Source organism: Mesorhizobium sp. WSM4887 (assembly GCF_029625865.1).
Classification (GTDB): Bacteria; Pseudomonadota; Alphaproteobacteria; order Rhizobiales; family Rhizobiaceae; genus Mesorhizobium.
Genome location: NZ_JARTVP010000002.1, coordinates 954,354 through 979,613, shown reverse-complemented (window position 1 = coordinate 979,613; position 25,260 = coordinate 954,354). Strand labels below are relative to the sequence as shown.

Below are 25,260 nucleotides of genomic sequence, written 5' to 3'. Positions count from 1 at the left end.
GACTTATCTGCAACAGTGAGGTTCCAACCGGCTTCGATGCTCGCGATTCACAACCGAAATTTTTCCGTGGAAAGAATCGTCATTGACTCGAATCGAAGTGCGCAACCCTAGCGGGCCTCGAGCGAGAACAAAACAGGAAAATGCGATGCCGGCTATGTCAGTCGTGGCAAGCTCGTGTGCGCCGTGTCGCCTCGCCCCTGAATCACAAGCGGCTCAGCCAAGCGTGTCGCCCCAGTCCGCCCGCCTCGCCGCCTTGAAGACATCGCCGTCGCGCTTGCTGGAGAGGCGCTCCCCGGCATGGCCGTTGGGCTGGCAGAGCTTGAGCACGACTTTGCCCGAACCGCCCTTTGGCGGCGCGATCACTCGTGACGCGCGCGCCGGCGCCGGCAGTCGCGAGGCGGCGAGGTAGATGAACTTCTCGTCCTCCCACGGCACGTCGGCGTCCTTGGCGAGCCGATGCAGCCGCGAACGCGCGACGCGGCGCGAGAAATGGCACCAGTCTGGCGGAGCGAGCGGGCAGGGCGCCTCGTGCGGGCAGGGCGCCGAGACATGCGCGCCGGCTTCGATGAGCTGCCGGCGCGCGGCAAGGATACGCTGCCAGCCGGCCGGCGTGCCGGGCTCGACGATCAGCAGCGTGTCGGCCGTCAATCGCCAGAGCCGGTCGACGAGTTTTGGCAGCGAGGCCGGCGCGATCTCGTCGAGCACATAGGCGACGCTGATCAAGTCCGCCGGGTCGAAACCGTCGAGATCGATGGTGGCGTCGCCGGCTACCCAGCTCGCGCGGGCAGCGATCGCGCCGGCGGCCAGCGACTGGCCGACCTTGCGCACCGCCGCGCTTGCCTCGACCAGAACCGCCCGTTCGAGCTCCGGCCAGGTATCGGCCGTGGCCCAAAGCATGGTGCCAGGACCGGCGCCGATATCGAGCAGGCTTTTCGGCGGGAAATCCGGACGGGCGTCCGCCAGCGCGTCCAGGCAAGCGCGAACGGCGGCATAGGTGGCGGGCAGCCTGGTCGCCAGGTAAGCCTTCACCGCCATGTCTTCGCCCATATGCAGGCGGCCGTCACGCAACTCAGCGCGATAGCGTTCCGAAAGCGTTCTCGCGGCCTGTTTCAGCGCCGGCAGCGGTACTTTTTCGAGCAGGCTGTCGACGCCTTGCCGGAGCGCGGTGGGCAGTTCCAATTCAGGCTCCTCTTGGCGCGAGCAGGATCACCGAGGCGCCGACGATCGAGAGCGCGGCGCCGGCGAGGTCGAAACGGTCGGGGCGCACGCCTTCGGGTAGCCAAAGCCAGCCGAGCGAAGCGCCAATGTAGATGCCGCCATAGGCGGCGTAAGCGCGACCGGCGGCGCTCGTGTCGACCAGCGCCAAAAGGAAGCCGAACAATGCCAGCGACGCCAGACCTGGCACCAGCCAGAGCGGCGACTTCCCCAGCCGCCACCAGGCCCAGAAGCAAAAGCAGCCGGCGATCTCGGCAAGTGCCGCCGCGATGTAGATTAGGTAGTTCATGAAAAAGGCCTCGCGAACGAGACCTTTTTCGTGGCGTCAGGCCGCAATGGCAAGCGGCAATCGCCGCCGTTCTATTCCACCTTCTTGCGGCGGGTCGGCTTGACGGCGGGCGTCGCCGGCTCCTGATGGCCGAGGTCGCGCAATTCCAGCGCCTTCTCGCATTTGGCCATATAGTCGCGCGTCATCGGCAGCGTGTCGTTCTTCTTGGCGATCTGGAACTGGAAGATCACCAGGTCCTGCCAGCGGAAGGCGGCTTCCGAGGCCGCGAGGTAGAACTCCCACATGCGGCAGAAGCGCTCGTCATAGATAGCCTTAGCCTTGTCGCGGTTGGCGGCAAAGCGCTGGCCCCAATGCTTCAGCGTGTCGGCGTAGTGAAGCCTGAGAATCTCGATGTCCGTGACGATAAGGCCTGATTTCTCAATCGCGGGCAGCACTTCCGACATCGACGGGACGTAGCCGCCTGGGAAGATGTATTTGCGGATGAAGGCGCTGGTCGCCCACGGCACGCCGGACCGGCCGATGGTGTGGAGCAGCATCACGCCGTCGGGCTTGAGCAGCGTCGCCGCCTTGTCGAAGAAAGTCCGGTAGTGGTTGACGCCGACATGCTCGAACATGCCGACCGAGACGATGCGGTCGAAGCGTTCGTTGAGCGCGCGATAATCCTTGAGGTCGAAATGCGCGCGGTCCTGCAGGCCCAGTGCATGTGCGCGGTCGGTGGAGACGCCCTGCTGCTCGGTGGATAGCGTCACGCCCTGCACGTCGACGTCGAAGGCCTTGGCGAGATAAAGCCCGAGGCCGCCCCAGCCGGAGCCGATATCGAGCACCGTCTGGCCGGCCTTGAGTCTCAGCTTGGCGGCGATGTGGCGCTTCTTGGCGACCTGCGCTTCGTCCAGCGTCATGTCGGGCTGTTCGAAATAGGCGCAGGAATACTGCATGTCCTCGTCGAGGAAGAGCTTGTAGAGTTCGCCGGAGAGGTCGTAGTGGCGCTGCACGTTGCGGCGAGATCTCGACGCCGTGTTGATCTGCTGCAGGCGGCGGAAAGCATGGCGCAGACCTTCGATGGCCTTCGACCAGGTCACGTCGATGCCGCCGCTGCCCATATTCTGGAAAGCGATCCGCATCACCCCGAGGACGCCGCCCTCGGGGATGTCCAGTTCGCCGTCCATATAGGCTTCGGGCACGGCCAGCATCGGATCGAAGGTGATCGCGCGCTCGGCATGCATGGTCTTGATGTGGATGTGTACCGGTTCGCCGCTGCCGTCGCCGAACTTATGCGTCGTGCCTTTCGGCCCGGTCACTTTGAGGTCGCCGGTCCGCACCAGCCGTTCGAGAACGTGTTTCAACAGGATGTTCATGACCAAATGTCCCCTCAGACGGACCATCCGGCAGTCGGACCGAATGCCAAATCGAAAGTTGCCACAGCGCATCGCCCGCGTCCAATCGACGCGCCACGCCGTAATCTGCAACAAGATATAGGGATTAGAAAAGTTCCTATTGGCACAAAAAAGCCCGGGTCGAAGACCCGGGCGTTGGTCCAGTCGGCGCTGGACGCAGGAGGAGCCGGAGCACGGCTCCTGCCTTGTCGATCAGGCGTTGTCCTCGCCGCCTTCGAATTCGGCGTTCGGGTCGAAGAAGTTCTCCGGCCGGGCGTTGTCGTTGATGTCTTCGCCATAGATGGCTTCGGCCGTCGTCAGCGTCTCGCCCTTGGCCTGGCGCTCCGCCTCATCGGCCGAGCGGGCGACGTTGAGCGTCACTGTGACCTCGACTTCAGGATGCAGCGCGATCGCCACGTTGGAGAGGCCGATGGTCTTGATCGGCTGGTTGAGCTCGATCTGGTTGCGGCTAACGGTGAAGCCCTCGGCGGTCAGCAGTTCGGCGATGTCGCGGGTCGACACCGAGCCGTAGAGCTGGCCGGTCTCGCCGGCCGAGCGCACGACGATGAAGCTCTTGCCGTCGAGCTTCTCGGCGATCTGCGCAGCCTCCGACTTGCGCTCGAGGTTGCGGGCTTCGAGCTGGGCGCGCTGGCCCTCGAACTTCTTCTTGTTGGCTTCGTTGGCGCGCAGCGCCTTGCCCTGCGGCAGCAGGAAGTTGCGGGCGAACCCATCCTTGACCTTGACGGTTTCGCCCATCTGGCCGAGGCGGGAAATGCGCTCGAGGAGAATGACTTCCATGGTTTCGTTCCTTTGGTTGGCGCCATCGCGGATGACGGCGGATTCTTTGGGAACAGGTCAGGAAGCAAATGGCGTCTTCGCCGGTGTCGCTGTCCTGCCTGTTTTGGCAGTTAGAGGTTTATGGCCTCAACTCGGGATTTGAGCCTGCCCGTTGCGGCGCCCGTCGCCGTGGGCCGAAGCGGGCGGCAAGCCGCCCGCATCAATAGCTTAGCGAACCACGTAGGGCAGCAGGCCGAGGAAGCGGGCGCGCTTGATCGCCTTGGCGAGCTCGCGCTGCTTCTTCTGGCTGACGGCGGTGATGCGCGACGGCACGATCTTGCCGCGCTCGGAAATGTAGCGCTGCAGCAGACGCACGTCCTTGTAGTCGATCTTCGGAGCGTTGGCGCCGGAGAACGGGCAGGTCTTGCGGCGGCGATGGAACGGACGCCGGGTCGGGATCTGGTTGATGTCGACCATTATTCTGCACCCCCTTCAACGTTTTCGCGCGGGCGGCGCGGACCACGGTCGCCGCCATCACGGTCGCCGAACGAGCGCGGGCCACGGTCGCCGCGGTCGCGGTCGCCGAACGAACGCGGGCCACGGTCGCCACGGTCGCGGTCGCCGAAGCCGCCGCGCTCGGAGCGCTCTTCGCGCTTCTGCATCATCGCCGAGGGGCCTTCCTCATGCGCCTCGACCTTGATGGTGAGGAAGCGCAGCACGTCTTCCGACAGGCCCATCTGGCGCTCCATTTCGTTGAGCGCGGCTGGCGGGCAGTTGATGTCCATCAGCGTGTAGTAAGCCTTCCGGTTCTTCTTGACCCGGTAGGTGAGGGACTTCAGTCCCCAGTTCTCGATCCGGCCGACCGATCCGCCATTGGCGGCGATGACGCCCTTGTACTGTTCGACAAGCGCATCAACCTGCTGCTGCGACAGGTCCTGCCGGGCAAGAAACACATGTTCGTAAAGAGCCATTATGTTTTTCTGCCTTTCTTCGTTTCTCTCACCGGCCCTCGCGGCTAAGCCTCTGCAACTTGTCTGACCCGGTCGCAAAGGCGCGCGGGGAAGAAAGGAGCATCACGAGACGGTCGAGAGCGGAGACACGGGAGGCCCAAAGCGCTTCTGGCTTCATGACGCGGCCCTCTAAGGCCACGGCCCTCCGTTCAGCCCCCAGCAAGGACCGGCAGATTGCCGGCGTCTATACAGCAATTCGTGAGGAAGGCAAGGGCGGCAGAGAGGGCCGGCGGCTCCGCAGTGTCGCAGGCCTGGCGGCGCTTGTGGGAATTGGCTGACCCGCCGGCCGCAGGTCAGCCATTTCGTCGGAAGGCGATCCACTCAACTCATATGCGCGACGAGCGGGACTACCGTCTCGGGGAAGAAGTCGGGCGCGACCCGGCGCTTGCCGAACATCATGTCGTACTGGATCAGCCGGAAATCGTTGATCTTCGGATCGATCTTCTTCTGCCGCGCCCAGTCGGGCGTCGCCTCGCCGGAGGGCGACAGCAAAAGGTTGCGGTCGACCACCCGGTAGTGCTCGCGCAGCGCGCCGAGGAAGCCGGTGTAATAGGGGTGGGTGATCCCGGCCGTAGTCAGGATATGATAGGGCAGGAAGGCGGGGCTCACCGAGCCCAGATTCTCGACCGGACCGGAGCGGTTCGACCAGATGATCAGCGGCGTGTCGTGATGCTCGAGCGCCGCCTCGGGCGTCGGCTCCTTGCGCGGCGCGACATTGTCCTTGAGGAAGCCGGTCTCGACATACACCGGGCCGAGCGGCGGCAAGTGGTCGCCGAAGAAGGCGATGATGGTCGGCCGCTCGCGCTTCTTCGCCCAGTCGATCAGGCGCTGCAGGCCGCGATCGGCGTCGGCCGAGCCTTCGGCGTAGGAGAGCAGCGATTCCCGCGCCCACGTGCTGATCGGCGCGTCGACGCTATGTGTCGGATTGTAATAGCGGTAGGGCTCGTAGGGCCCGTGGTTCTGCAGGCTGACCGCGAACAGGAATACCGGCCCGTCGCTGGCCTCGGCCTCGCGCATGATCTCGTCGGTCATGGCCGCGTCGGAGGCCAGCGGCCCGCGCTTCTCCATCGGCGGCAGCGTCTCTTCCGAGCGGAAGTCGCTGAAGCCGAAATCGGCGTAGACGGCGCCCCGGTTCCAGAACCAGTTGGTGCCCGGGTGGATGGCGCGCGCCCTATAGCCTTCGCTCTTCAGGAAAGTCGCCAGCGACGGCGTCGGCGTGCGCACATATTGCTGATAGGGAATCGAGCCCGCCGGCAGGAAGGCGTTGGAGAAGCCGGTCAGCGCCTCGAACTCGATATTGGCGGTCATGCCGCCGAATTCCGGCGAGAACATCGAGCCTGAGCGCAGCGCGCGCACCGTCGGGATCGGGTCGGGCTTGATGCTGACGCCGGGAAGCTCCGTCGGATCCCAGAAGGATTCGCTCATCACCACGATGATATCGGGCTTCTGGTCCGGCACCGAGGCGGCAACCCCGGGACGCGCGATCGCATCCATCGTCTTCTCGGAATAGCCGGGCGGGGCCGAGACATGCGCCATTGGCACGTTGAGCGCGAAGGCGAGCGCGAAGCCGTTGGAGGCATAGTTCTCCTTCTGGTCCCACATGATCGGGATGATCTGCAGCCTGTCGCGCGTCCACGAGAAGGTGGCGTAGTCCATGATCGAGACGAAGAAGGCGAGCAGCGGCACGGCAAGCGTCAAGCGCGCCAGCCGTCCCTTGCGGCTGAGGATCGGCACACGCCGGCGCCAGAGCCGCCAGCCATAGACGAGCAGCGCGAGGCTGGCGACGATCGCCGCCGCAAGCAGCACGGCCGTCCAGGGGCGCTCGCGCACCAGAAGCGGCATCAGCGCCATGATCTGGCGGGCATAGAGGAAATCGGTCGGGTAGAGCGGATCGCCCAGATAGTGCGATTTCTGGTGACCGACAAAGGCCAATGCCAATGTCACCGGCGCGACGATCATCAGGCTTTGATGGCTGCGGCCGAGAATGGCGTCGAGCCCGATCAGCACCAGCGAAAAGACGATGATGGTGGTCCAGCCGGGCTTGAAGGGCTGCAGGAAGAAGTCGACGGTGCCGAAGAAGTCGCCGCGCACGATCCATTCGATGGCGAACACCAGAAGGGCGGAGGCAAGCAGCGTCGCCAGGCCGTAGCGGACAATCGGCCATCTGCGCCCCGGCAGATAGCCGGTGGACGGATCGTCTTCCAAAAATTGCGGCGCGGGTTTGGCCGCGCCTTTCCTGATCCTAGCCACTTTGCTTCCCCGGCCCATGTCACGCGTCTTCCACTCGCGTCACGCCACTGTCATCGAAATGTCACACAAAGCTAGCGCCTGTAGCGGAAATAAGAAGAGCCAGCAAACGATTCGTGAGCGGTTTTCATCAGGTGTGATCGCCAAAAAGCCTTTCAGAACAGGGAACTCGGCCGTTCTCCCGGCTGGAACAGCCGCTGAACTGGTGCTTGCGGGCTTGACTTGGCCGTCCGCCTTGCGCCAGAGGCAGGGAAAAACCAGCCGCTGGAGACGCTAACATGGCCGTCGCATTCACCTTTCCGGGACAGGGCAGCCAGGCCGTCGGCATGGGCAAGGACCTCGCCGATGCCTTTCCCGAGGCGCGCCGCGTCTTCGAGGAAGTCGATGAGGCGCTCGGCGAGAAACTGTCGAAGCTGATCTGGGAAGGGCCGGAAGAAACGCTGACGCTGACGGCCAATGCCCAGCCGGCGCTGATGGCGGTGTCGCTGGCGGCCGTAAGGGCGCTGGAATCCCGCGGTTTTTCGCTGAAGGACAAGGTGGCTTATGTCGCAGGCCATTCCCTCGGCGAATATTCGGCGCTTGCCGCAGCCGGCTTCGTTTCGGTGGCCGATGCCGCGCGACTGCTGCGCACCCGCGGCAACGCCATGCAGGCGGCGGTGCCGGCGGGCGAGGGCGCCATGGCTGCCATCATCGGGCTGGAGCAGGCTGATGTCGAAGCCGCCTGCGCCGAAGCGGCACAAGGCTCTGTCTGTCAGATCGCCAACGACAATGGCGGTGGCCAACTGGTGATTTCCGGCGCCAAGGCGGCCGTCGAACTGGCGGCGAAGCTCTGCGCGGAAAAGGGTGCCAAGCGGGCGCTGATGCTGCAGGTCTCGGCACCTTTTCACTCGGCATTGATGACGCCAGCCGCCGATATCATGCGCGAGGCGCTGGGCGGGGTCGCGAAAAGCGCGCCGGTGGTTCCCATCGTCTCAAATGTTTCGGTCACGCCGACCAGCGACCCGGATGAGATTGCCCGCCGCTTGGTCGAGCAGGTCGTCGCCCGCGTGCGCTGGCGCGAGACGGTGGAATGGTTCGGCGCCAAAGGTGTCGCGACGCTTTACGAGGTTGGCGCCGGCAAGGTGCTGTCGGGCTTGGCGCGACGCATCAACCGCGATATCGCGACCGGCGCCATCGGCGCGGCCGCGGAAGTCGAGGCGGCGCTGGCAACTTTAGGATAAACGGGAAACTCTTGCTGGCAGGTGCGGCATTCCTACTTCCATCCGTCTTTCTCCCGAAGTCGAGCATCGCCTCGACGATCTCGTGGCGATGACTGATCGAAGCAAAGCCGAATACCTGCGTGACTTCGTTGAACGTGGACTCGAAGATCTCGAGGACTATTACTGGGCTGCGGAAGTGCTGGAGCGGATCGAGGCTTGGTGAAGAATCGGTCGTGAGCGCCGAGAACTTCTGATATGGCCTGGACAACATGACAAAATGCGGAACGAGGGTCGCTCGCGGGGCGTCCGGAAGAATGAGGTTGAAGCAATGTTCGAACTGACCGGCCGTAAGGCGCTCGTCACCGGTGCATCGGGAGGCATCGGTGAGGCGATCGCCAGGGTGCTGCACAGCCAGGGCGCGATCGTCGGCCTGCACGGCACCCGCGTCGAGAAGCTGGAAACGCTGGCCGACGAGCTCGGCGACCGCGTAAAGCTCTTCCCGGCGGATCTGACCAACCGCGACGCGGTCAAGGCGCTCGGCCAGAAGGCGGAGGCCGATCTCGAAGGCGTCGACATCCTGGTCAACAATGCCGGCATCACCAAGGACGGCCTGTTCGTGCGCATGTCGGACGCCGACTGGGATTCCGTGCTCGAGGTGAACCTGACCGCCGTGTTCCGGCTCACTCGTGAACTCACCCATCCGATGATGCGCCGCCGCCATGGCCGCATCATCAACATCACCTCGGTGGTCGGCGTCACCGGCAATCCCGGCCAGACCAATTACTGCGCCTCCAAGGCCGGCATGATCGGCTTTTCCAAGTCGCTGGCGCAGGAGATCGCCACCCGCAACATCACCGTCAACTGCGTCGCCCCAGGTTTCATCGAATCGGCCATGACCGACAAGCTCAACGACAAGCAGAAAGAAACCATCATGGCGGCGATTCCGACCCGGCGCATGGGCACCAGCGCCGAGGTTGCCTCGGCCGTCGCCTATCTCGCGTCCAATGAGGCGGCTTATGTCACCGGCCAGACCATCCACGTGAATGGCGGCATGGCGATGATCTAGGGTATTTGAGATTCAGGTGATGCCGGCCTGCAAACGGCGGCTTCCTGCGCTTCCGCTCCGGCCCTCGCAAGCGGCCATTTTCGGCTCGGCTTGAGCTGAATCTCACACACCCGGGCGACCGAGCCCCGGGCGCCTGTGAAAACAGCCATTTCGGCTTGGACGCCCGCTGTTTTTCGTGTAATGCGGCCGGCAACCCGGCGGTTCGGGCAAAAACCGGTCCTGTGGCGTTGCGTTTCCCACAAGACCATCTTTCAGCTTGATTAGCGGCATTCCGCCCGCTAACGAAGACAACACAACGTAAGACGAGGCCCCAAATGAGTGACACCGCAGAGCGCGTCAAGAAGATCGTCATCGAGCATCTCGGCGTCGATGCCGACAAAGTGACGGAGCAGGCGAGCTTCATCGACGATCTGGGCGCGGACAGCCTCGATACGGTCGAACTCGTGATGGCGTTCGAAGAAGAGTTCGGCGTCGAGATTCCAGACGACGCCGCCGAGACCATCCTGACTGTCGGCGATGCCGTGAAGTATATCGACAAGGCCTCGGCCTGAGGCTTTCCGCGGGTATCGCCGGGGAGGACCTGCGATGAGGCGAGTCGTCGTCACGGGCCTTGGCCTGCTTTCGCCGTTCGGCATGGGTGTCGAGCACAGCTGGAAGGAACTGCTTTCCGGCCGCAGCGCCGCCTGCCGCATCACCGAATTCGAGGTGGACGACCTTGCCTGCAAGATCGCCCACGTCATTCCGCGCGGCGACGGCTCGAACGGCACCTTCAATCCCGAGGCCGTGCTCGAGCCGAAGGAACTGCGCAAGATCGGCGACTTCATCCTCTACGGCATCGCGGCGGCCGACGAGGCGCTGGCCGATTCCGGCTGGAAGCCCGAGACGCATGAGGACCAGTGCGCCACCGGCGTGCTGATCGGTTCGGGCATCGGCGGCATCGACGGCATCGCCGAGAACGCGATGATCCTGAAGGAGCGCGGCCCGCGCCGCATCAGCCCGTTCTTCATCCCCGGACAGATCATCAACCTGGTCTCCGGCCAGGTTTCCATCCGGCACGGGCTGAAAGGCCCGAACCATGCTGTCGTAACCGCCTGCTCGACGGGCGCGCACGCCATCGGCGATGCCGCGCGGCTGATTATCTGGGGCGATGCCGACGTCATGGTGGCCGGCGGCGCCGAAGCGCCGATCACCCGGCTTTCGATGGCAGGTTTCGCCGCGTGCCGCGCGCTCTCCACCGAGCGCAACGATGCGCCCGAGATCGCTTCGCGCCCCTATGACCGCGACCGCGATGGCTTCGTCATGGGCGAGGGCGCCGGCGTCGTCGTCCTGGAGGAGCTCGAGCACGCCAAGGCGCGCGGCGCCAAGATCTATGCCGAGGTCACCGGCTACGGCCTGACCGGCGATGCCTATCACATCACCGCCCCGGCCGAGGACGGCGACGGCGCCTTCCGCTGCATGGCGGCGGCGCTGAATCGGGCGAAGCTCTCGCCCGCCGACATCGACTACATCAATGCGCACGGCACCTCGACCATGGCCGACACGATCGAGCTCGGCGCCGTGGAGCGGCTGGTCGGCAATGCCGCTTCCAAGATCTCGATGTCGTCCACCAAGTCGTCGATCGGTCATCTGCTGGGCGCTGCGGGCGCCGCGGAAGCGATCTTCTCGATCCTCGCAATCCGCGACAACATTGCCCCCGCCACCATCAACCTCGACAATCCGGAACGCGAGACGGCGATCGATCTCGTGCCGAACAAGCCGCGCCAGCGCCAGATCGATGTGGCGCTGTCGAACTCCTTCGGCTTCGGCGGCACCAACGCCTCGCTCGTCTTCCAACGTTACGATGGCTGAACATTCAGCCTACCGGCAGGTCCGCCGCCTGCCGTCATTTTTGCCAAATTTGCCCCTACACTTCGGCTAGGGGATTCGTTGCAAGATCAGACGGTAGGGCGCCATGAATACAAATCCGGGCGGCGGTGGAGAATTCGGACAGCGTCAGGCGCAAGGACCGATCGTGCCCAAGACAGCCGCCGAGGCGCTGCGCCCCGAGGCTGGCACGCCGCCGCCGTCGAAACGCTCGCGCGCGTCGCGCAGCCAGGTCGTCGTATTCCTGAATTTCTTCCTTTCGTTGGTCATGCTGGTCGTGCTTGCCTCGGGTGCCGCACTCTATTTCGGCATGCAGGCCTTCATTGAGCCGGGTCCGTCGGCCAATGGCGACACCTTCATGGTCAAGCCGAACACCGGCGTTCAGGAGATCGCCGACCAGCTGGAGCGGCGCGGCCTGGTCAGCGATGCGCGCATCTTCAGGCTGGGGGTGCGTGCCACAGGCAACGATTCCGCGCTGAAGGCCGGCGAATACGCCATCAAGCCGCGCGCCTCGATGCGCGACATCATGGAGCTGTTCAAGAGCGGCAAGTCGGTAATGTATTCGCTGACCATCCCAGAGGGGCTCACGGTTGAGCAGGCGCTGCAGCGCGTGGCCGAGCAGGAGGCGCTGACCGGCGACATGCCGGCGGCCATGCCGCCCGAGGGCAGCATCGCGACCGACACGCTGCGCTTCACGCGGGGCGCCACCCGGCAGCAGATGGTCGACAAGCTGGTCGCGGACCAAAAGAAGCTGGTCGAGGACGTCTGGACGCATCGCGCGCCCGACCTGCCGATCGCCAATATGGAGGACTTCGTCATCCTGGCCTCGATCGTCGAGAAGGAGACGGGCAGGGGCGACGAGCGCTCGCGCGTGGCCGCGGTCTTCCTCAACCGGCTCGCCAAGGGCATGCGGCTGCAGTCGGATCCGACCATCATCTACGGCCTTTTCGGCGGCAAGGGCAAACCGGCCGACAGGCCGATCTATCAGTCCGACATCGAGAAGCAGACGCCGTATAACACCTATCTGATCAAGGGCCTGCCGCCGACGCCGATCGCCAATCCGGGCCGCGCCGCACTCGAGGCGGTGGCCAATCCGTCGAAGACCGACGACCTTTATTTCGTCGCCGACGGCAATGGCGGCCATGTCTTTGCCGCGACGTTGGAAGAGCACAACCAGAACGTCGCCCGCTATCGGGCGGTGCAGAAGAAGCAGGCCGATGCGGCGGCCAAGGCCTCCGGCCAGACGACGGCGCCGGCCACTCCCGACGACGGTGCCAGTGCAGGCGCCAGCGGCGAAAATGGCGACGCGGCCCAGTAGGCCGCGCTGATTGCCGGATCTGGCCCGCCTCCTTTGACGCCGGGCCGTATTCATGTTTTGAGGGGACATCCGACGCTGGCCAGAGGTCCGGCGTCTTGCTAGGGGCGCATGCTCGGGCATTCGCGCCGGGCCTGCGTCAAGGGGTGACACGCATCATGAACGTGCAGAGCATGACCGGTTTCGCGCGAGCCGTCGCTGAGCTCGACGGCACGTCGATCGCCTGGGAAGTCAAATCGGTCAACGGCAAGAGCGTCGAGGTCAGGCTGAGGCTGCCGCAGGGTTTCGACCGGCTGGAGCCCGCTGTAAGGCAGACCGTGCAGAAGCGCTTCGCGCGCGGCAATTTCCAGGCAACGCTGACTGTCGCGCGCGCCGCCGCCCAGCAGGCGCAGCCGGTGGTCAACGAGGCGTTCCTGAAGGACCTGGCGGGACTGGCCAAGCGCCTCCAGGAGCAGTTCGGCACCGCGCCGGCGACGGCTGACGGTCTGCTGGCGCTGCGCGGCGTGCTCGACATCCTGGAGACGGTCGAGACCGAGGAGGAGCGCGCCGCCCTCGACGCGACGATCCTGTCGGCGCTGGACATGGCGCTGGCCGGATTGGAGCAGGCAAGGCAGAGCGAAGGTGCCGCGCTGCGCAAGTTGTTGTCCGGCCATATCGACGCCATCGAGGCGCTGACGCTGAAGGCCGAGGCCGACCCGTCGCGCGAGCCGGCGGCGATCCGCGAGCGCATCACCGAACAGGTCCGCCTGCTGATGGATGCGTCGGCCAATCTCGACGCGGTCCGTCTGCATCAGGAAGCGGCCTTCCTCGCCACCAAGGCCGATATCCGCGAGGAGATCGACCGGCTGAAGACGCATGTCGCATCAGGCCGCGCGCTGCTTTCCAGCGGCGGCGCCGTCGGCCGCAAGCTCGATTTTCTGGCGCAGGAATTCAATCGCGAATCGAATACCTTGTGTTCCAAGTCGAATGCCGCCGCGGTCACCGCGATCGGGCTGGAGCTCAAGGCGGTGGTCGACCAGTTTCGCGAGCAGGTTCAGAATCTGGAGTGACGGGGATGGTTGCCAAGGAGCCTACGGCCGCCAGGGATCTGGGGTCCCGCATCCGCCGCCGCGGGCTGATGCTGGTGCTGTCGTCGCCGTCGGGCGCCGGCAAGTCGACGATTGCGCGCAATCTTCTGGAAAGCGATTCGAGCCTGGAGCTGTCGGTCTCCGTCACCACCAGGCCGCGTCGCGGCTCGGAGATCGAGGGCGTCCATTATCTTTTCCGCACCATGCGCGAGTTCGAACGGCTGCGCGATTCCGACGCGCTGCTCGAATGGGCCGAGGTGCACGGCAATTTCTATGCGACGCCGCGCGAGCCGGCCGAGGCAGCACTTGCCGAAGGCCGCGACATGCTGTTCGACATCGACTGGCAGGGCGCCCAGCAGCTCAAGGAGAAGATGCGCGCCGACATTGTCTCGATCTTCATCCTGCCCCCTTCGATGAAGGAGTTGAAGGCGCGCCTGAAGCGCCGCGCCGAGGACCAGGAGCAGGTCATCGAGACCAGGCTGAAGAATGCCCGCGTCGAGATCGAGCACTGGAAGGAATATGACTTCGTCATCGTCAACGACGATCTCGACCGCGCCTTTGCCGAGGTGCGTGCAATCGTTACAGCCGAGCGCCTGCGCCGCGACCGTCGGCCGGGCCTGTTCGATTTCATCTCGGGCTTGCTGGACGAGAAGACGGAGTGAGAGGCAGTGCCTCCCCTTCTCCCACAAGGGGAGAAGAAGGCCGGCGGGCTACAGCGCGTTCGTCAACCTTACGAACTCTTCCACACTCAGCGTCTCGGCCCGGCGCGTCGGGTCGATGCCGGCGCGGGTGAGCAGGGCCTCTCCGCCCAAGCTCTTCACGCTTTGCCGCAGCATCTTGCGGCGCTGGCCGAAGGCGGCTTCGGTGATGCGGCCCAGCCTCTTGCCGTCGGTGGGCAGGGGAGATGGACGCGGCACCAGATGCACCACCGAGGACGTGACCTTCGGCGGCGGAGTGAAAGCCTGCGGCGGCACGTCGAAGGCGATCTTTGCCTCGGTGCGCCAGCCGGCAAGCACGCCGAGCCGGCCATAGGCGTCGCTGCCCGGGCTTGCGGTGATGCGCTCGGCCACCTCGCGCTGGAACATCAGCGTCATCGATTGATAGAAGGGCGGCCAATCGACCGTTGTCAGCCAGCGGATCAGAAGCTCCGTACCGATGTTGTAGGGCAGGTTGGCGGCGATCTTCACCGGGCCGCCGCCCGCCGTGCCGGCAAGCGCGGCAAAATCCGTCTTCAGCGCATCGCCGGGAATGACCTCGAGCCGGCCGGGATAATGGCCGGACACCTGCGCCAACGCTTCCAGACAGCGCTCGTCGCGCTCGATGGCGATCACCCGTTTGGCGCCGTTGAAGAGCAGCGCCCGCGTCAGCCCGCCGGGGCCGGGCCCGACCTCGATCACGGTCGTCTCGCTGAGGTCGCCGGCCGCGCGCGCGATCTTGCTCGTCAGATTGAGGTCGAGCAGGAAGTTCTGGCCGAGCGCTTTCTTCGCCTGCAAACCGTGGCGCTCAATCACCTCGCGCAGTGGCGGCAATCCGTCGATGGTCGTGCGCCCCCCGCTCAAATCGAGCCTCATGCCGCCGCAGTCCGGCGGCCGCTGTCGGCGAGGCGGCGCGCCAGCCTCAGCGCCGCGATCAGGCTGTCGGCGCGTGCAATGCCCCTGCCGGCGATGTCGAACGCCGTGCCGTGGTCCGGCGAGGTGCGGATGAAGGGCAGGCCGAGCGTCACATTGACGGCCTCGTCGAAGCCCAGCGTCTTGGCTGGGATCAGCGCCTGGTCGTGATACATGCAAAGGGCTGCGTCATAGCCGGCGCGTGCCTGCGGATGGAACATCGTGTCGGCCGGCAGCGGCCCGACGGCGTCGATGCCCTCGGCCTGAAGCGCCTCAACGGCAGGCAGGACGATCGACAGATCCTCCGCGCCCATCGCGCCGCCTTCGCCGGCATGCGGATTGAGCCCGGCGATGGCGAGCCTGGGCCGCGCGATGCCGAAGCGGCTCTCGAGGTCGGCCGCGGTGATGCGTCCTGTGGCCACGATCAGCTCGCTCGTCAGAACCTTCGGCACCTCGGCAAGCGCGATGTGGATGGTGACCGGAACCGCGCGCAATTCGGGCCCGGCAAGCAGCATTACCGGCGTCACCTCGGCGCCGGTGTGGCGCGAGGCCAGATGCGCCAGGTATTCGGTGTGGCCGGGAAAGCGAAAGCCGGCGTCGTAGAGCGGCTTCTTGGCGATGGGACAGGTGACCACCGCTGCGGCGCGGCCGGCGAGGCAGTCGGCGACGGCGCGGTCGATCGCTTCGATGGTGCCCGCGGCATTGGCCGAATTCGGCTTTCCGGGACTGTCCAGATGCCGGGCGTAGAGTGGCACGACGGGCAATGCGCGGGGAAAGTGGTGTGCCGCTTGCCCCGGCAAGGTCTCCATGATCGCCACGTTGGCCCCGATCTGACGCGCCCGCGCCTTGATCAGGGCAGGGTCGGCGAGCAGGTAGAAGGGCGGCACGCCGGCGCTGTCGCCCGCCTGCCAGGCGGTGATGGCGATCTCGGGCCCGATGCCGGATGGATCGCCGACGCTGAGCGCCAGCGGCGCGTCGGTCCTACTTGCGCTCATGGCGTAACGTGGGGCGCCATGCCTGCTTCGAAGCAGGGCGGGTGGCTCGAGCCTTGTTCTGTCATGCGCCGCAACGGCCTATCGCTCGACGATGGTGGCCTTCTTGCGCAGTTCCTCGACATATTTCTTGCTGAGCTCGTCGGCGTCCTTGTCGTTGCTGCCGCCTTCGGCCTGGAACACCATCTGGGCGGCCTTGTCATCGGAAACCTCGCGCGAGGAACAGATACCGATGAACTCGACGCCGCGTTCGGTCTCGCGCGTCGGCGTCGCCCCTCCGACCTTGGTCGCCTTGATCTGTTCGGCCCAGTCCGACGGCAATTGTGGCGCCAGCACGCGGCCGAGATCGCGCACCGTGACGTCGATCAGCCCCTTGGCGAATTCGCGCGTGGTGTTGCAGCCGTTGAAGCGGGCACGCATGGCGTCGGCCTCGCGCTTGCGCTTGGCAAGCGTAGCCGAGCGCTCGGAAGCGGGCACCACGAAGATGACCTGCTGCAGCATATATTCCGTGGCGCTCGGCTTGGAGCCGCCCTTGTCGAGCATGCGGCGGACCGCGTCCTGCTCGGTCACCGAGCCACCCTCGCCGGAGCGGTAGCGCGCGCCAAGCGCCTGGTTCCAGGCCATCTGCGCGCGGATGAACTCCTTGAAATGCTCCTTCGTAACGCCGGACTGCGCCATGACGGCGTCGAGCTTCGCGAGCGGCATCTTGTTGTTGGAGGCAAAACGCTGATAGGCGGCGTCGACCTGCTGGTCGGTGATTCGGATGCCGAGCCGCTTGGCCTCGGCAAGCCGCAGCGTCTGGTCGATCATTTCCTTGGCCGCGTCGCCTTTCTTGCGCTGCAGCTTGAAGAATGCGGCGCGATGGGCGATGTCGCCGGTGGTGATCGGTATGTTATTGACGACATATTTGATCTGGCTGGCGAATGCCGGCGGCGTCATTGCCGCGATCGAAACCGAGGTCGCCGCCACCAGCAGCGCGAATCCTGCCGAAAACAGGTATTTCCTCATCTCACCTTCCCAATTCCTATCCGCCACGACGGCGCCGCACGTCCTCCGAACGCATGCGCTATGTGGTCGACCCCATGCCCGTCCTATGCGGCGAAACAATGTCGCCGGCGCATGACCCCGAGAATCGGCCCCACTCTCGAAGGATCACGCGCCAATCCAAGCTTCACGCCGGCGACGGCGCACGCCGTGACCGGCGCTGCCTCCGCTTACTGGATCGTGTCGACGCCGCTGGTCGACGAGCCGAAATCGCCGAGCGTGCGGAACGACAGGTTGAAGCCGATATTCTGCGACACCTCCTTGGTGACCGTATCGCGCGTCTGCGAGAACGTCATCACATAGGTGAAGCAGGAATCGTTATAGGCGAAGCCGACGCCGTCCTTAACCAGGACGCTTGTCTCCAGATCGTAGGTGCCGGTGCCGAAGACCCGCCAGCTCTCGGCCAGGTGCGTAGAGGCTCCGAGCGTGACCTCGTGGCGGTCCGTGGCGAAGCCGTAGAGCGGCTGCGCCTGGATGAAGGCATATTTGGCGCTGAGCGAAACCGGCAGGCCGGAATAGGCCGCCTTGATCTCCGCGCGCCTGACCTCGAATGTCTGCTCGTCGAACCGGCCGCTGAGCGAGCCGGAGAAGCCGCTCGGGCTGTTGTAGCCGATGAGGCCGACATAGTCGGACTTGGCGGTCTGCAGGCCCGAATAGGCGCCGACATTGACGAGGTCCGGCGCGTCGAAGGAGTTCTCGCCGCCCAGTTGGTAGGATTGGCCGAAGATGGCGTTGGTGCCCCAGCCGTTTCCATAGGCGCCGGAGTAGCGGAAGCCGACATTGGCGCGCGTGCCGCCTTCGATGCGATCGTAGCCGGAGAACTTGTCGCGTTCGAACAGGGTCGTGGCGTCGAAGACGAAGCTCTGCGCGTCCTCGTTCGGAATGGCCAGCCCGCCGACATATTGCTCGTTCGGGCGCACGAAGATCTGCGCTGTCGGTTCCAGGACATGACTGGAGTTCGACATCGAGAACAGGAGAGGCCAGCGCATCTCCAGGCCGAGCGTGGCCATGTAGCGGGCGAGCGAGGAGCGCATATCGACATCCTCGCCGAGATTCGCCGCCATCTGGTTGACCGCCGCCAGCGATTCGGATGTGGTCGACACATAGCCGGCGTCGCCACGGAAGGCGAGCAGCGGCGTCAGCTGCAGTCCGTCATCGGTGGTGAAGGTGCGCTTCCATTCGGCCTCCGCCGTCAGCCGGCTGGACTGGCCCTCGAGGCCGCGCACGTTGTTGATGGAAGTGTCGTCGAGCGGATTGGCCAGCACCGCGTCCAGCCGGTCGCGGCTGATGACGCGCGCATTGACGTTGAGCGACAACTGCCCGCCCGCCACCGACATGTCGGGGATATAGGCGTAGTCGAACGACGGCAGCACCCAGGGCTGCTTGGCGGAGCGCGCCGTCGGGTCGCTGGACAGCGTGTCTTCCTGCACCTCGAACCGCATTGCCCTGACATCGAAATAATTACGGTCGCTCAGGCCCGTCAGATAGATCGACGACTGGTGGACGAGGTCGTTGTAGCCGTCGATGTTATAGGTGCGCGAAAAATTCTTGTCGGTCTGCAGCAGCACGTCCCAGCCGAAGTTCCAGCGCTCGTTGATGGCGAACTGGCCCTTGGTGCCCATCATGCCGCGGAACTTGTTGGGATCGTTTGGCTCTCCCGAATCGACGGTAAAGCGATTGCCCGTGCCGATGAAGGCGTCCGGATCCTGCTGATTGATGCCGGCGATTTTCAGGCTGTATTCGCCATTGTTGAAGCGCTGCCGCCATTCGGCCTCGCCGAGGAAGCCCTGCTTGGTGTAGCCGCTGCCGGTGACGGTCAGGTCATAGGTCGGCGAGAGCGCGAAATAGTAGGGTACTTTGAGGCCGACGCCGAGGTTGTTGTTGTAGACGATGCCGGGGATCAGGAAGCCGCTCTTGCGCTTGACCGTCGGGTCGGCGATCTCGAAGGCTGGCAAATAGGCAAGCGGATAGCCGAAGAACTCGAAATTCGCATTCTCGAAGCGAACCGTCTTCTTCTCGCCGTTCCAGATGATCTTCCTCGCCTTGACGCGCCATGTCGGCGCCGAGTCGGGCTTGTCCTCGCAAGGCTCGCAAGCGGTGTAGATGCCGTTGTGGAATGTCGTCAGCACGCCGCCCATGCGTTCGGCGCTTTCGGCGGCGAAATAGGCCTTCTCGACCGTCTCGACGCGCAGCGCGTTGACGAAGCCGTCGGCGAAATCGTCGGTGATGTCGATATGCTCGGAATTGATCTTGGTGCCGTCGCTGTTGATGAGCTCGACGGCGCCGCTGGCGACGAGGCGCTTGGTATCGCGGTTGTACACGACGCGCTGGGCGACGAGCTTGTTGCCGCCATAGTCGATCTGCACGCCGCCGACGGCCGTCACCGTGTGCTTGTCGTTGTCATAGACGAGCGTATCGGCGGCCAGCAGCATCTGTGTGCCGGAGGGAACAGGCTTCGCCGTGATGGTCTGCGCCAGCGCCGGCACCGTCGGTACCACGCAAGCGAACAAACATGCCAAGGCTGTCGCCCCATAAAGGCGTGCCAGGCCGGCCTGCCTATGGCTGCGCAAACCAGCCTCCCTCACTAGCCGTCTTCCTTGTATAGCAGAAAAGTCACCCCGAAGAACATAGCCACGACAACCGGAACCCATGCAGCCACCATTGTAGGCACGAATCCGGCGACCCCGAATGCCTTGACCAGTACCGAAACGACATAAAGCAGAAAGCCGGCCAGGACGCCACCCAGAATCATCGTCGCCGACTGCCCCATCCGCGCAAATCGCATTGAAACTGTTGCCGCAATCAGCGTCATGGCGACGAGGAGAAACGGCAACGCCACCAGCGAATCAAACTGCATGGCGAAGGCATTTGCCTTGAGGCCGAAGGAGCGGGCAACCTCGATCTTTGCCGGCAGCTCGTAGAACGGAATGGTTTCCGGGCGAGCCAGGCGTTCCTGCACGAATTCCGGCTTGAGGTTGGTGGCCACGCGGTCGGAAGCCTCGGCACGGATGTTGCCGTCCTTGAACAGCTTGACGTCCTGCAATTCCCAGTAGCCGTCGCGCAGGAAGGCGCGCGCGGCGTCCTTGCGCTCGACGATGTTGCCCTGCTGGTCGAGCACGAAGAATACCGCGTCCGCCATCTCCAGCCCCTGGTTGAGGATGGCGCGGGCGCCGATGATGGTGTCGCCGGAGTTGGTCTTTTGCCTCAGCCAGGGCGTCGTGTCCTCCGCGACGGCGTTCGACTTGCCGGCGCGCAGCTGGTTTTCCATCTGCTCCGACCAGGAAAATCCGTGCGCGGCGATCGGGTTGAGCACGCCGACCGACAGCAGCCCGAACATCAGCGCGCCGACGCAGCACGGGAACAGGAACTGCCAGGCCGAAACCCCCGCCGAGCGCGCGATGACAAGCTCGTAGCGGCGGTTGAGCGACACCAGCGTCGCCATCGCCGAAAACAGCCCGACGAAAGGCACCGTCTGCAGCATGATCATCGGCATCCTCAGCGCCGAAATGGCGAAGGCGGTGCCGTAGGTGAAGCCCGGCAGTCCGGTCGTGCGCCCCGAAAGTTCGGTGAAATCGATCAGGAACACCAGCGCCAAAAGGCCGAGGAAGAACCAGATGGTGATCGACACGTAGCGGAAGAAGAAATAACGGCCCAGCGTCCAGCCCATCGTCAGGCTCCCTGGCCGGAGGTGCCGCGCCGGGCGAGCCACAGCTTGAGCGCCGTCCAGCCCTCGCTGACGCGGCCGGCGAGATTCGTCATCCAGTCGGCCCAGGCGGCGGGCAGTTCCATGCTCCGCGACGAGACGATGAACCAGGCGGAGACCGCCGACGCCACGATGGGAACCGCGTAGACCATATAGGCGTAGTACCAAACCTTGTCGGCCTTGCCGGCGGCGAAGAAGCCAAGCCAGCGGACGAAAAGGGCGATAGCGATTGCCGTGATCAGCGGATGGATGCGCGCCTCGCGGTGCGAGCGCGCGTCGCCCGCGACCGCAAGCGCGATCAGCGCGAAGACCAGCGAATAAGACCATTCGGAGAAGCGCTGGTTGACCTCGGCCGTATAGCCGCCCGGATTGCGCTGGTACATCTTGTCGTTGGGATCCGGGTCGAGCAGGTATGGCGTCGTCCGGTCCTTGGGCAGCAGCGTGATCTCGTTCGCCGCCGACATGAAGGCGGACAGGTCGAAGGCGTAGGAGGTGAAACGGATGACGGAAAGGTCGCCGGTCACCGATTTGCGGTTGATGACGCCGTCATTCATCATCAGCACCTTCTCGTCGCCTTTTTCGACGATGCTGCCGGTCTTTGCGTAATAGGTGAGGTTGGCGCCTTCCTCGCGCGAATCGGCGACGAAGATGCCGCCGAGCTTGTTGTCTGGCAGCCGTTCTCCGATCTGCAGGAACAGGCCGTCGTCGATCTTACGAAACGTGCCTTCCTGGATGATCAGTGACAGAAGGTCGGCGCGCGAGGCCGCCACCAGCTGCCGGTTCTTCTGCCTGGCATAGGGATCGACGCCGTTATCGACAGCAAAGGAAAAGACGCTGGCCGCCAGCGCCAGCAGAAGGATCGGCCGCGCGATCGCCCAACGCGAGGCGCCCGCGGCGTTGATCACCGCCAGCTCCGAATCCGTGTTCATGGCGCTCAGCGTCTGCGCCACCGCGACCACCAGCGCGAACGGCACCACGATCGGGACGATCGAGGGGATGATCAGGGCCGCGACTTCGAAGAAGGTCAACGCCGACTGGCCACTGTCGGTGACCAAGTCGATCTTGGCGAGCACCTGCGTCGTCCACACGATCGCCAGTGTCCACGCCAGCGCCGCCAGGAACATCGCGGTAGCGCGACGCATGATGTAGCGTTCAACGACCTTCATGAAGGCTTTTCTCGATTGTGCCGAACGGCATCATGCCCACCGACAAGGTAGTCATCCGCCGACGCCTGCACAACCGGGTCCATAGGCGGCTCATCTGGTTTGTCCTCTCCACGCCACGCGCCCGGCGCGGCGGAGTCTCCGCGTCAATGAATAAGAAATGCGAAACATTGATGGTTAACAACAGGTTGCGGCATAAAGCTTGCGTTCCGCCGCGACGAATCCTTGGTTGGTTTCGGCGCCGATATAGACAGCGATTTCGGCCAAAGTCTTGCCAAATGGCCGAAAACGACCAAATGTCGCGCACGCTTGAAAGCCGGTTCGCGGCGCCTCACCCCGGAAGCAGGATCTGATGACTTCGAGACCTTCGATTGCCTTTGCCAAATTCGCCGCGCCCAAAAATGGCAGCGTCTTCGTGCTTGCGGCCGACGGCGGCGGCCTTGGCGATGCCGCGAAGGCCTGCGACCCGGCTGGCGCATTGGCGCGCGCCTTTCCGGTCGCCGATTTTTCCGGCAAGTTCGCGAGCTCGGTGGAAGTGCTGGCACCGGAGGGAACCTCTGTCGACCGGCTGGTGGCCGTCGGCGCCGGCAAGGTCGCAAACCTCGACGACTACGCCTGGCTGAAGCTCGGCGGCGCGGTTGCCGCCGCGCTGCGCAAGGCTGTGGAAGTCGCTGTCATCCTCGATCTTCCGGACGTCCAGCCGGACGGCAGGCAGGCGGCGCACCTTGCCGCCGGCATCCTCCTGCGCAGCTACGGCTTCGACAAATACAAGACCAGGAAGGACAAGGAAGACGGCCAATCCGACGCGAAGGGGGCGGAGAGCAAAAAGGCCGAAACCGCAAAGCCGGCCAAGATAACCATCCACTGCGCCGACCCTTCCGCCGCCAAGAAGGCCTTCGCCGCGGAAGAGGCCGTTATCGAAGGCGTGCTGCTTGCGCGCGATCTCGTCAACGAGCCGGCCAATACGCTCGGTCCGGTCGAGTTCGCCGCTCGCGCGAAGGAACTGGAAGGGCTCGGCGTTGAGGTCGAGATCCTCACCGAGAAGGAGATGAAAAGGCTCGGCATGGGCTCGCTGCTCGGCGTCGCGCAGGGCTCGCCGCGCGGCGCCCGCATGGCCGTCATGCAGTGGAAGGGCGGCAAGGCCAAGGACGCGCCGATCGCCTTCATCGGCAAGGGCGTCACCTTCGACACCGGCGGCAATTCAATGAAGCCGGCCTCCGGCATGGAGGACATGAAGGGCGACATGGGCGGAGCCGCCGCGGTCACCGGGCTGATCCGTGCGTTGGCCGCCCGCAAGGCCAAGGCCAATATCGTCGGCGTCATCGGCCTGGTCGAGAACGCCGTCGACGGCCATGCGCAACGCCCGGGCGACATCGTCACCTCGATGTCGGGCCAGACCATCGAGGTCTTGAACACCGACGCAGAAGGCCGCTTGGTGCTCGCCGATGCGCTCTGGTACACCAACGATCGCTTCAAGCCGAAATTCATGGTCAATCTGGCGACGCTGACCGGCGCCATCATGGTCGCGCTTGGCCAGCACTATGCCGGCCTGTTTTCCAACAATGACGAGTTGGCCGGCAGGCTTTTCGGCGCCGGCCAAGCCACGCAGGAGCGGCTGTGGCGCATGCCGCTTGGTGCCGAATACGACAAGCTGATCGAGTCCAAGAACGCCGACATGAAGAACATCGGCGGCCGCTATGGCGGCGCCATCATCGCCGCGCAGTTCCTGCAGCGTTTCGTCAAGGACACGCCCTGGGCGCATCTCGACATCGCCGGCACCGCGATGGGCGCGCCGGCGAGCGAGATCAACCAATCCTGGGGCTCCGGCTTTGGCGTGCGGCTGCTCGATAGGCTGGTACGCGACCATTACGAAGGGTAAGGCTGTCGTGGCCGACATCCTGTTCTACCACCTGACCGAATCGACGCTTGAGGAAGCCCTGCCGGGCCTGCTCGAGCGCAGTGTCGAGCGCGGCTGGCGCGCGGTCGTGCAGACCGGCACGGAGGAACGGCGGGACGCGCTCGACCAGCATTTGTGGACGTTTCGCGACGACTCCTTCCTCGCGCACGCCACCGACCGCGAAACCTATCCGGCCGAGCAGCCGATCCTGCTCACCACGGGGGAGGGCAACCCCAACGCTGCCCAGATACGCTTCCTGGTCGATGGTGCGCACCCGCCCGAGCTTTCGGGCTACGAGCGCGCCGTCTTCCTGTTCGACGGCCACGACGCGGCGCAGCTCAAGGGCGCGCGCAGCCACTGGAAGACGATGAAGGAAGCCGGCCACGCGGTGACCTACTGGCAGCAGACGCCCGACCGTCGCTGGGAGCGCAAGGCGTGAGGGTGATCAGCGGTCGCTCATCGTTGTCTTGTTGATTTTGGTGCTGGGCGGAAGGTCCTTCACCTGTCGGTGGATTTGGCCGGCGATATGCACTTTAACCCCGAAGACAAGTCTTCTTGATTTGCTCGACGGACATTTCCCCTCCGAGCACGGGTGGCGTCAAAAGTCGTAACATTCGCCGGCGGCAGGCGCGCTACATCAGCGATGCGGTGGCCATGCGATTTTTGGCGGTATTCGGCTTCTTGTCGCCGACATACTCAACATTCGTATCGATGAGGCGGTCGCTGTCGATGCCAATCGCGGTCATGATGTCCATGATCGCCTTGATCCGTTGCTTGGCCAGGTCCTTGTTCGTCTTTGCCGCATTGGCGCCCGTGATCTCCTTGGCGGCCAATGCCGTCAGTTCCACGTTGCAACGCGAATCCTTGATGCTGCTGGCGAAGTTCTCGAGGTCGCGTTTGACCGGGGGTGAAATCACCGAGGATCCGCTGTCGAAGAAGAGGGCGACCTGGGCAGGGCTTCGCTTTTCATACTGCCGGCAGGAGATCCCTTGCTTCGGCAAGGTATACAGGATAGCGCTCCGCGCCTGGTTCCTATCGCTGGCGCGATCGTCGACCCAATGAGAAAGCGCCAGCACCATTTCGGGCTTGACGCCCTGCGCTTTCAAAAACGCGCGTGTGGCGTTCAGCCTTTGGCCGGCAATGCTGTCCGCCTTGTCGTACGCGCCTTCCTTGCTGGCCGTCGCGTAGAGCCGGTAGCCGCAATCGCGACCGGCGTCCTTGACGAATGCCGCCAGCCCTTTCGCGGTTTCGTCGGAAATCTTGCTGTCGCCCTTTTTGAACAGGACGCGGTACGAGTTCCACTGGGTGCACTTCGGCCCGACGTCGCGCTCCTGGGCGGCGGCTGTGAAAAATGCGGTACTGACGGGAATGATGAAAAGGCCCAGGACAAGGCCGACAATACTTTTCATTTCTTTGGCGCCCTTCCAAACTGA

General features: G+C 64.5%; 23 protein-coding genes. 9 read left to right on the top strand and 14 right to left on the bottom strand.

Annotated features, from left to right (window positions below; translation table 11 throughout):
• Nucleotides 1-213: 213 nt before the first annotated feature.
• The 7 genes from P9230_RS13020 to P9230_RS12990 form a co-directional block, all read right to left on the bottom strand.
• Nucleotides 214-1,179: a small ribosomal subunit Rsm22 family protein gene (locus tag P9230_RS13020; protein ID WP_278119352.1), complete on the bottom strand. Its 966-nt coding sequence runs from the start codon at nt 1,177-1,179 to the stop codon at nt 214-216.
• 1 nt (nt 1,180) lies between these two features.
• On the bottom strand, nt 1,181-1,504 hold the full coding sequence (locus P9230_RS13015; protein ID WP_278119350.1) for a YnfA family protein: 324 nt from the start codon (nt 1,502-1,504) through the stop codon (nt 1,181-1,183).
• A 71-nt stretch (nt 1,505-1,575) separates the two neighbouring features.
• A complete protein-coding gene (locus P9230_RS13010; protein ID WP_066995637.1) occupies nt 1,576-2,859 on the bottom strand; it encodes a cyclopropane-fatty-acyl-phospholipid synthase family protein in 1,284 nt (427 codons plus the stop codon).
• A 231-nt stretch (nt 2,860-3,090) separates the two neighbouring features.
• Nucleotides 3,091-3,675 carry a 50S ribosomal protein L9 gene (gene rplI, locus P9230_RS13005; protein WP_278119348.1) on the bottom strand — a complete coding sequence of 195 codons (585 nt, stop codon included), beginning with the start codon at nt 3,673-3,675 and terminating at the stop codon, nt 3,091-3,093.
• Nucleotides 3,676-3,882: 207 nt separating this feature from the next.
• The gene (gene rpsR, locus P9230_RS13000) at nt 3,883-4,131 is read right to left on the bottom strand and encodes a 30S ribosomal protein S18 (RefSeq protein ID WP_006203718.1); all 249 of its coding nucleotides are present in this window, start codon (nt 4,129-4,131) and stop codon (nt 3,883-3,885) included.
• Nucleotides 4,131-4,625, bottom strand: a complete 495-nt coding sequence (gene rpsF / locus P9230_RS12995) for a 30S ribosomal protein S6 (RefSeq protein ID WP_066995640.1) — start codon at nt 4,623-4,625, stop codon at nt 4,131-4,133. The genes rpsR and rpsF overlap by 1 nt, the downstream gene beginning before the upstream one ends.
• A gap of 360 nt (nt 4,626-4,985) precedes the next feature.
• Complete coding sequence (locus P9230_RS12990; RefSeq protein ID WP_278119346.1) at nt 4,986-6,932, bottom strand: LTA synthase family protein; 1,947 nt, start codon at nt 6,930-6,932, stop codon at nt 4,986-4,988.
• 257 nt (nt 6,933-7,189) lie between these two features.
• Here P9230_RS12990 and fabD point away from each other — a divergent pair, with 257 nt between their 5' ends.
• The 7 genes from fabD to gmk all read left to right on the top strand — a co-directional run bounded on the left by fabD (nt 7,190) and on the right by gmk (nt 14,083).
• Nucleotides 7,190-8,131 (top strand): ACP S-malonyltransferase, encoded by a 942-nt coding sequence (gene fabD, locus P9230_RS12985; RefSeq protein ID WP_127246212.1) that lies wholly within the window; start codon nt 7,190-7,192, stop codon nt 8,129-8,131.
• 307 nt (nt 8,132-8,438) lie between these two features.
• Entirely contained in the window at nt 8,439-9,176 is a 738-nt protein-coding gene (fabG, locus tag P9230_RS12980; protein ID WP_127246211.1) for a 3-oxoacyl-[acyl-carrier-protein] reductase, read from the top strand.
• 314 nt (nt 9,177-9,490) lie between these two features.
• Nucleotides 9,491-9,727 carry an acyl carrier protein gene (locus P9230_RS12975; protein WP_006203723.1) on the top strand — a complete coding sequence of 79 codons (237 nt, stop codon included), beginning with the start codon at nt 9,491-9,493 and terminating at the stop codon, nt 9,725-9,727.
• Nucleotides 9,728-9,761: 34 nt separating this feature from the next.
• Nucleotides 9,762-11,024: a beta-ketoacyl-ACP synthase II gene (gene fabF / locus P9230_RS12970; RefSeq protein ID WP_067330280.1), complete on the top strand. Its 1,263-nt coding sequence runs from the start codon at nt 9,762-9,764 to the stop codon at nt 11,022-11,024.
• A gap of 103 nt (nt 11,025-11,127) precedes the next feature.
• Nucleotides 11,128-12,357: an endolytic transglycosylase MltG gene (gene mltG / locus P9230_RS12965; RefSeq protein ID WP_278119343.1), complete on the top strand. Its 1,230-nt coding sequence runs from the start codon at nt 11,128-11,130 to the stop codon at nt 12,355-12,357.
• 155 nt (nt 12,358-12,512) lie between these two features.
• A complete protein-coding gene (locus tag P9230_RS12960) occupies nt 12,513-13,403 on the top strand; it encodes a YicC/YloC family endoribonuclease (RefSeq protein ID WP_127242093.1) in 891 nt (296 codons plus the stop codon).
• Nucleotides 13,404-13,408: 5 nt separating this feature from the next.
• Nucleotides 13,409-14,083, top strand: a complete 675-nt coding sequence (gene gmk, locus P9230_RS12955; protein ID WP_066995702.1) for a guanylate kinase — start codon at nt 13,409-13,411, stop codon at nt 14,081-14,083.
• Nucleotides 14,084-14,131: 48 nt separating this feature from the next.
• Here gmk and rsmA read toward each other — a convergent pair whose 3' ends face one another.
• The 6 genes from rsmA to lptF form a co-directional block, all read right to left on the bottom strand.
• Nucleotides 14,132-14,992 (bottom strand): 16S rRNA (adenine(1518)-N(6)/adenine(1519)-N(6))-dimethyltransferase RsmA, encoded by an 861-nt coding sequence (rsmA, locus tag P9230_RS12950; protein ID WP_278119341.1) that lies wholly within the window; start codon nt 14,990-14,992, stop codon nt 14,132-14,134.
• Nucleotides 14,989-16,023 (bottom strand): 4-hydroxythreonine-4-phosphate dehydrogenase PdxA, encoded by a 1,035-nt coding sequence (gene pdxA, locus P9230_RS12945; protein WP_278119339.1) that lies wholly within the window; start codon nt 16,021-16,023, stop codon nt 14,989-14,991. The genes rsmA and pdxA overlap by 4 nt, the downstream gene beginning before the upstream one ends.
• A 78-nt stretch (nt 16,024-16,101) precedes the next feature.
• Nucleotides 16,102-17,028 carry a peptidylprolyl isomerase gene (locus P9230_RS12940; RefSeq protein WP_066995711.1) on the bottom strand — a complete coding sequence of 309 codons (927 nt, stop codon included), beginning with the start codon at nt 17,026-17,028 and terminating at the stop codon, nt 16,102-16,104.
• A 206-nt stretch (nt 17,029-17,234) separates the two neighbouring features.
• Nucleotides 17,235-19,649 (bottom strand): LPS-assembly protein LptD, encoded by a 2,415-nt coding sequence (locus tag P9230_RS12935; RefSeq protein ID WP_278119337.1) that lies wholly within the window; start codon nt 19,647-19,649, stop codon nt 17,235-17,237.
• Complete coding sequence (lptG, locus tag P9230_RS12930) at nt 19,649-20,731, bottom strand: LPS export ABC transporter permease LptG (RefSeq protein ID WP_095800075.1); 1,083 nt, start codon at nt 20,729-20,731, stop codon at nt 19,649-19,651. The genes P9230_RS12935 and lptG overlap by 1 nt, the downstream gene beginning before the upstream one ends.
• Nucleotides 20,732-20,733: 2 nt before the next feature.
• Entirely contained in the window at nt 20,734-21,933 is a 1,200-nt protein-coding gene (lptF, locus tag P9230_RS12925; protein WP_095800074.1) for an LPS export ABC transporter permease LptF, read from the bottom strand.
• Nucleotides 21,934-22,282: 349 nt separating this feature from the next.
• Here lptF and P9230_RS12920 point away from each other — a divergent pair, with 349 nt between their 5' ends.
• The gene (locus tag P9230_RS12920; RefSeq protein ID WP_278119334.1) at nt 22,283-23,809 is read left to right on the top strand and encodes a leucyl aminopeptidase; all 1,527 of its coding nucleotides are present in this window, start codon (nt 22,283-22,285) and stop codon (nt 23,807-23,809) included.
• Nucleotides 23,810-23,816: 7 nt separating this feature from the next.
• Nucleotides 23,817-24,266: a DNA polymerase III subunit chi gene (locus P9230_RS12915; RefSeq protein ID WP_067330305.1), complete on the top strand. Its 450-nt coding sequence runs from the start codon at nt 23,817-23,819 to the stop codon at nt 24,264-24,266.
• Between the two features lie 193 nt (nt 24,267-24,459).
• Here P9230_RS12915 and P9230_RS12910 read toward each other — a convergent pair whose 3' ends face one another.
• Nucleotides 24,460-25,236 (bottom strand): OmpA family protein, encoded by a 777-nt coding sequence (locus P9230_RS12910; RefSeq protein ID WP_067330308.1) that lies wholly within the window; start codon nt 25,234-25,236, stop codon nt 24,460-24,462.
• Between the last annotated feature and the right edge of the window lie 24 nt (nt 25,237-25,260).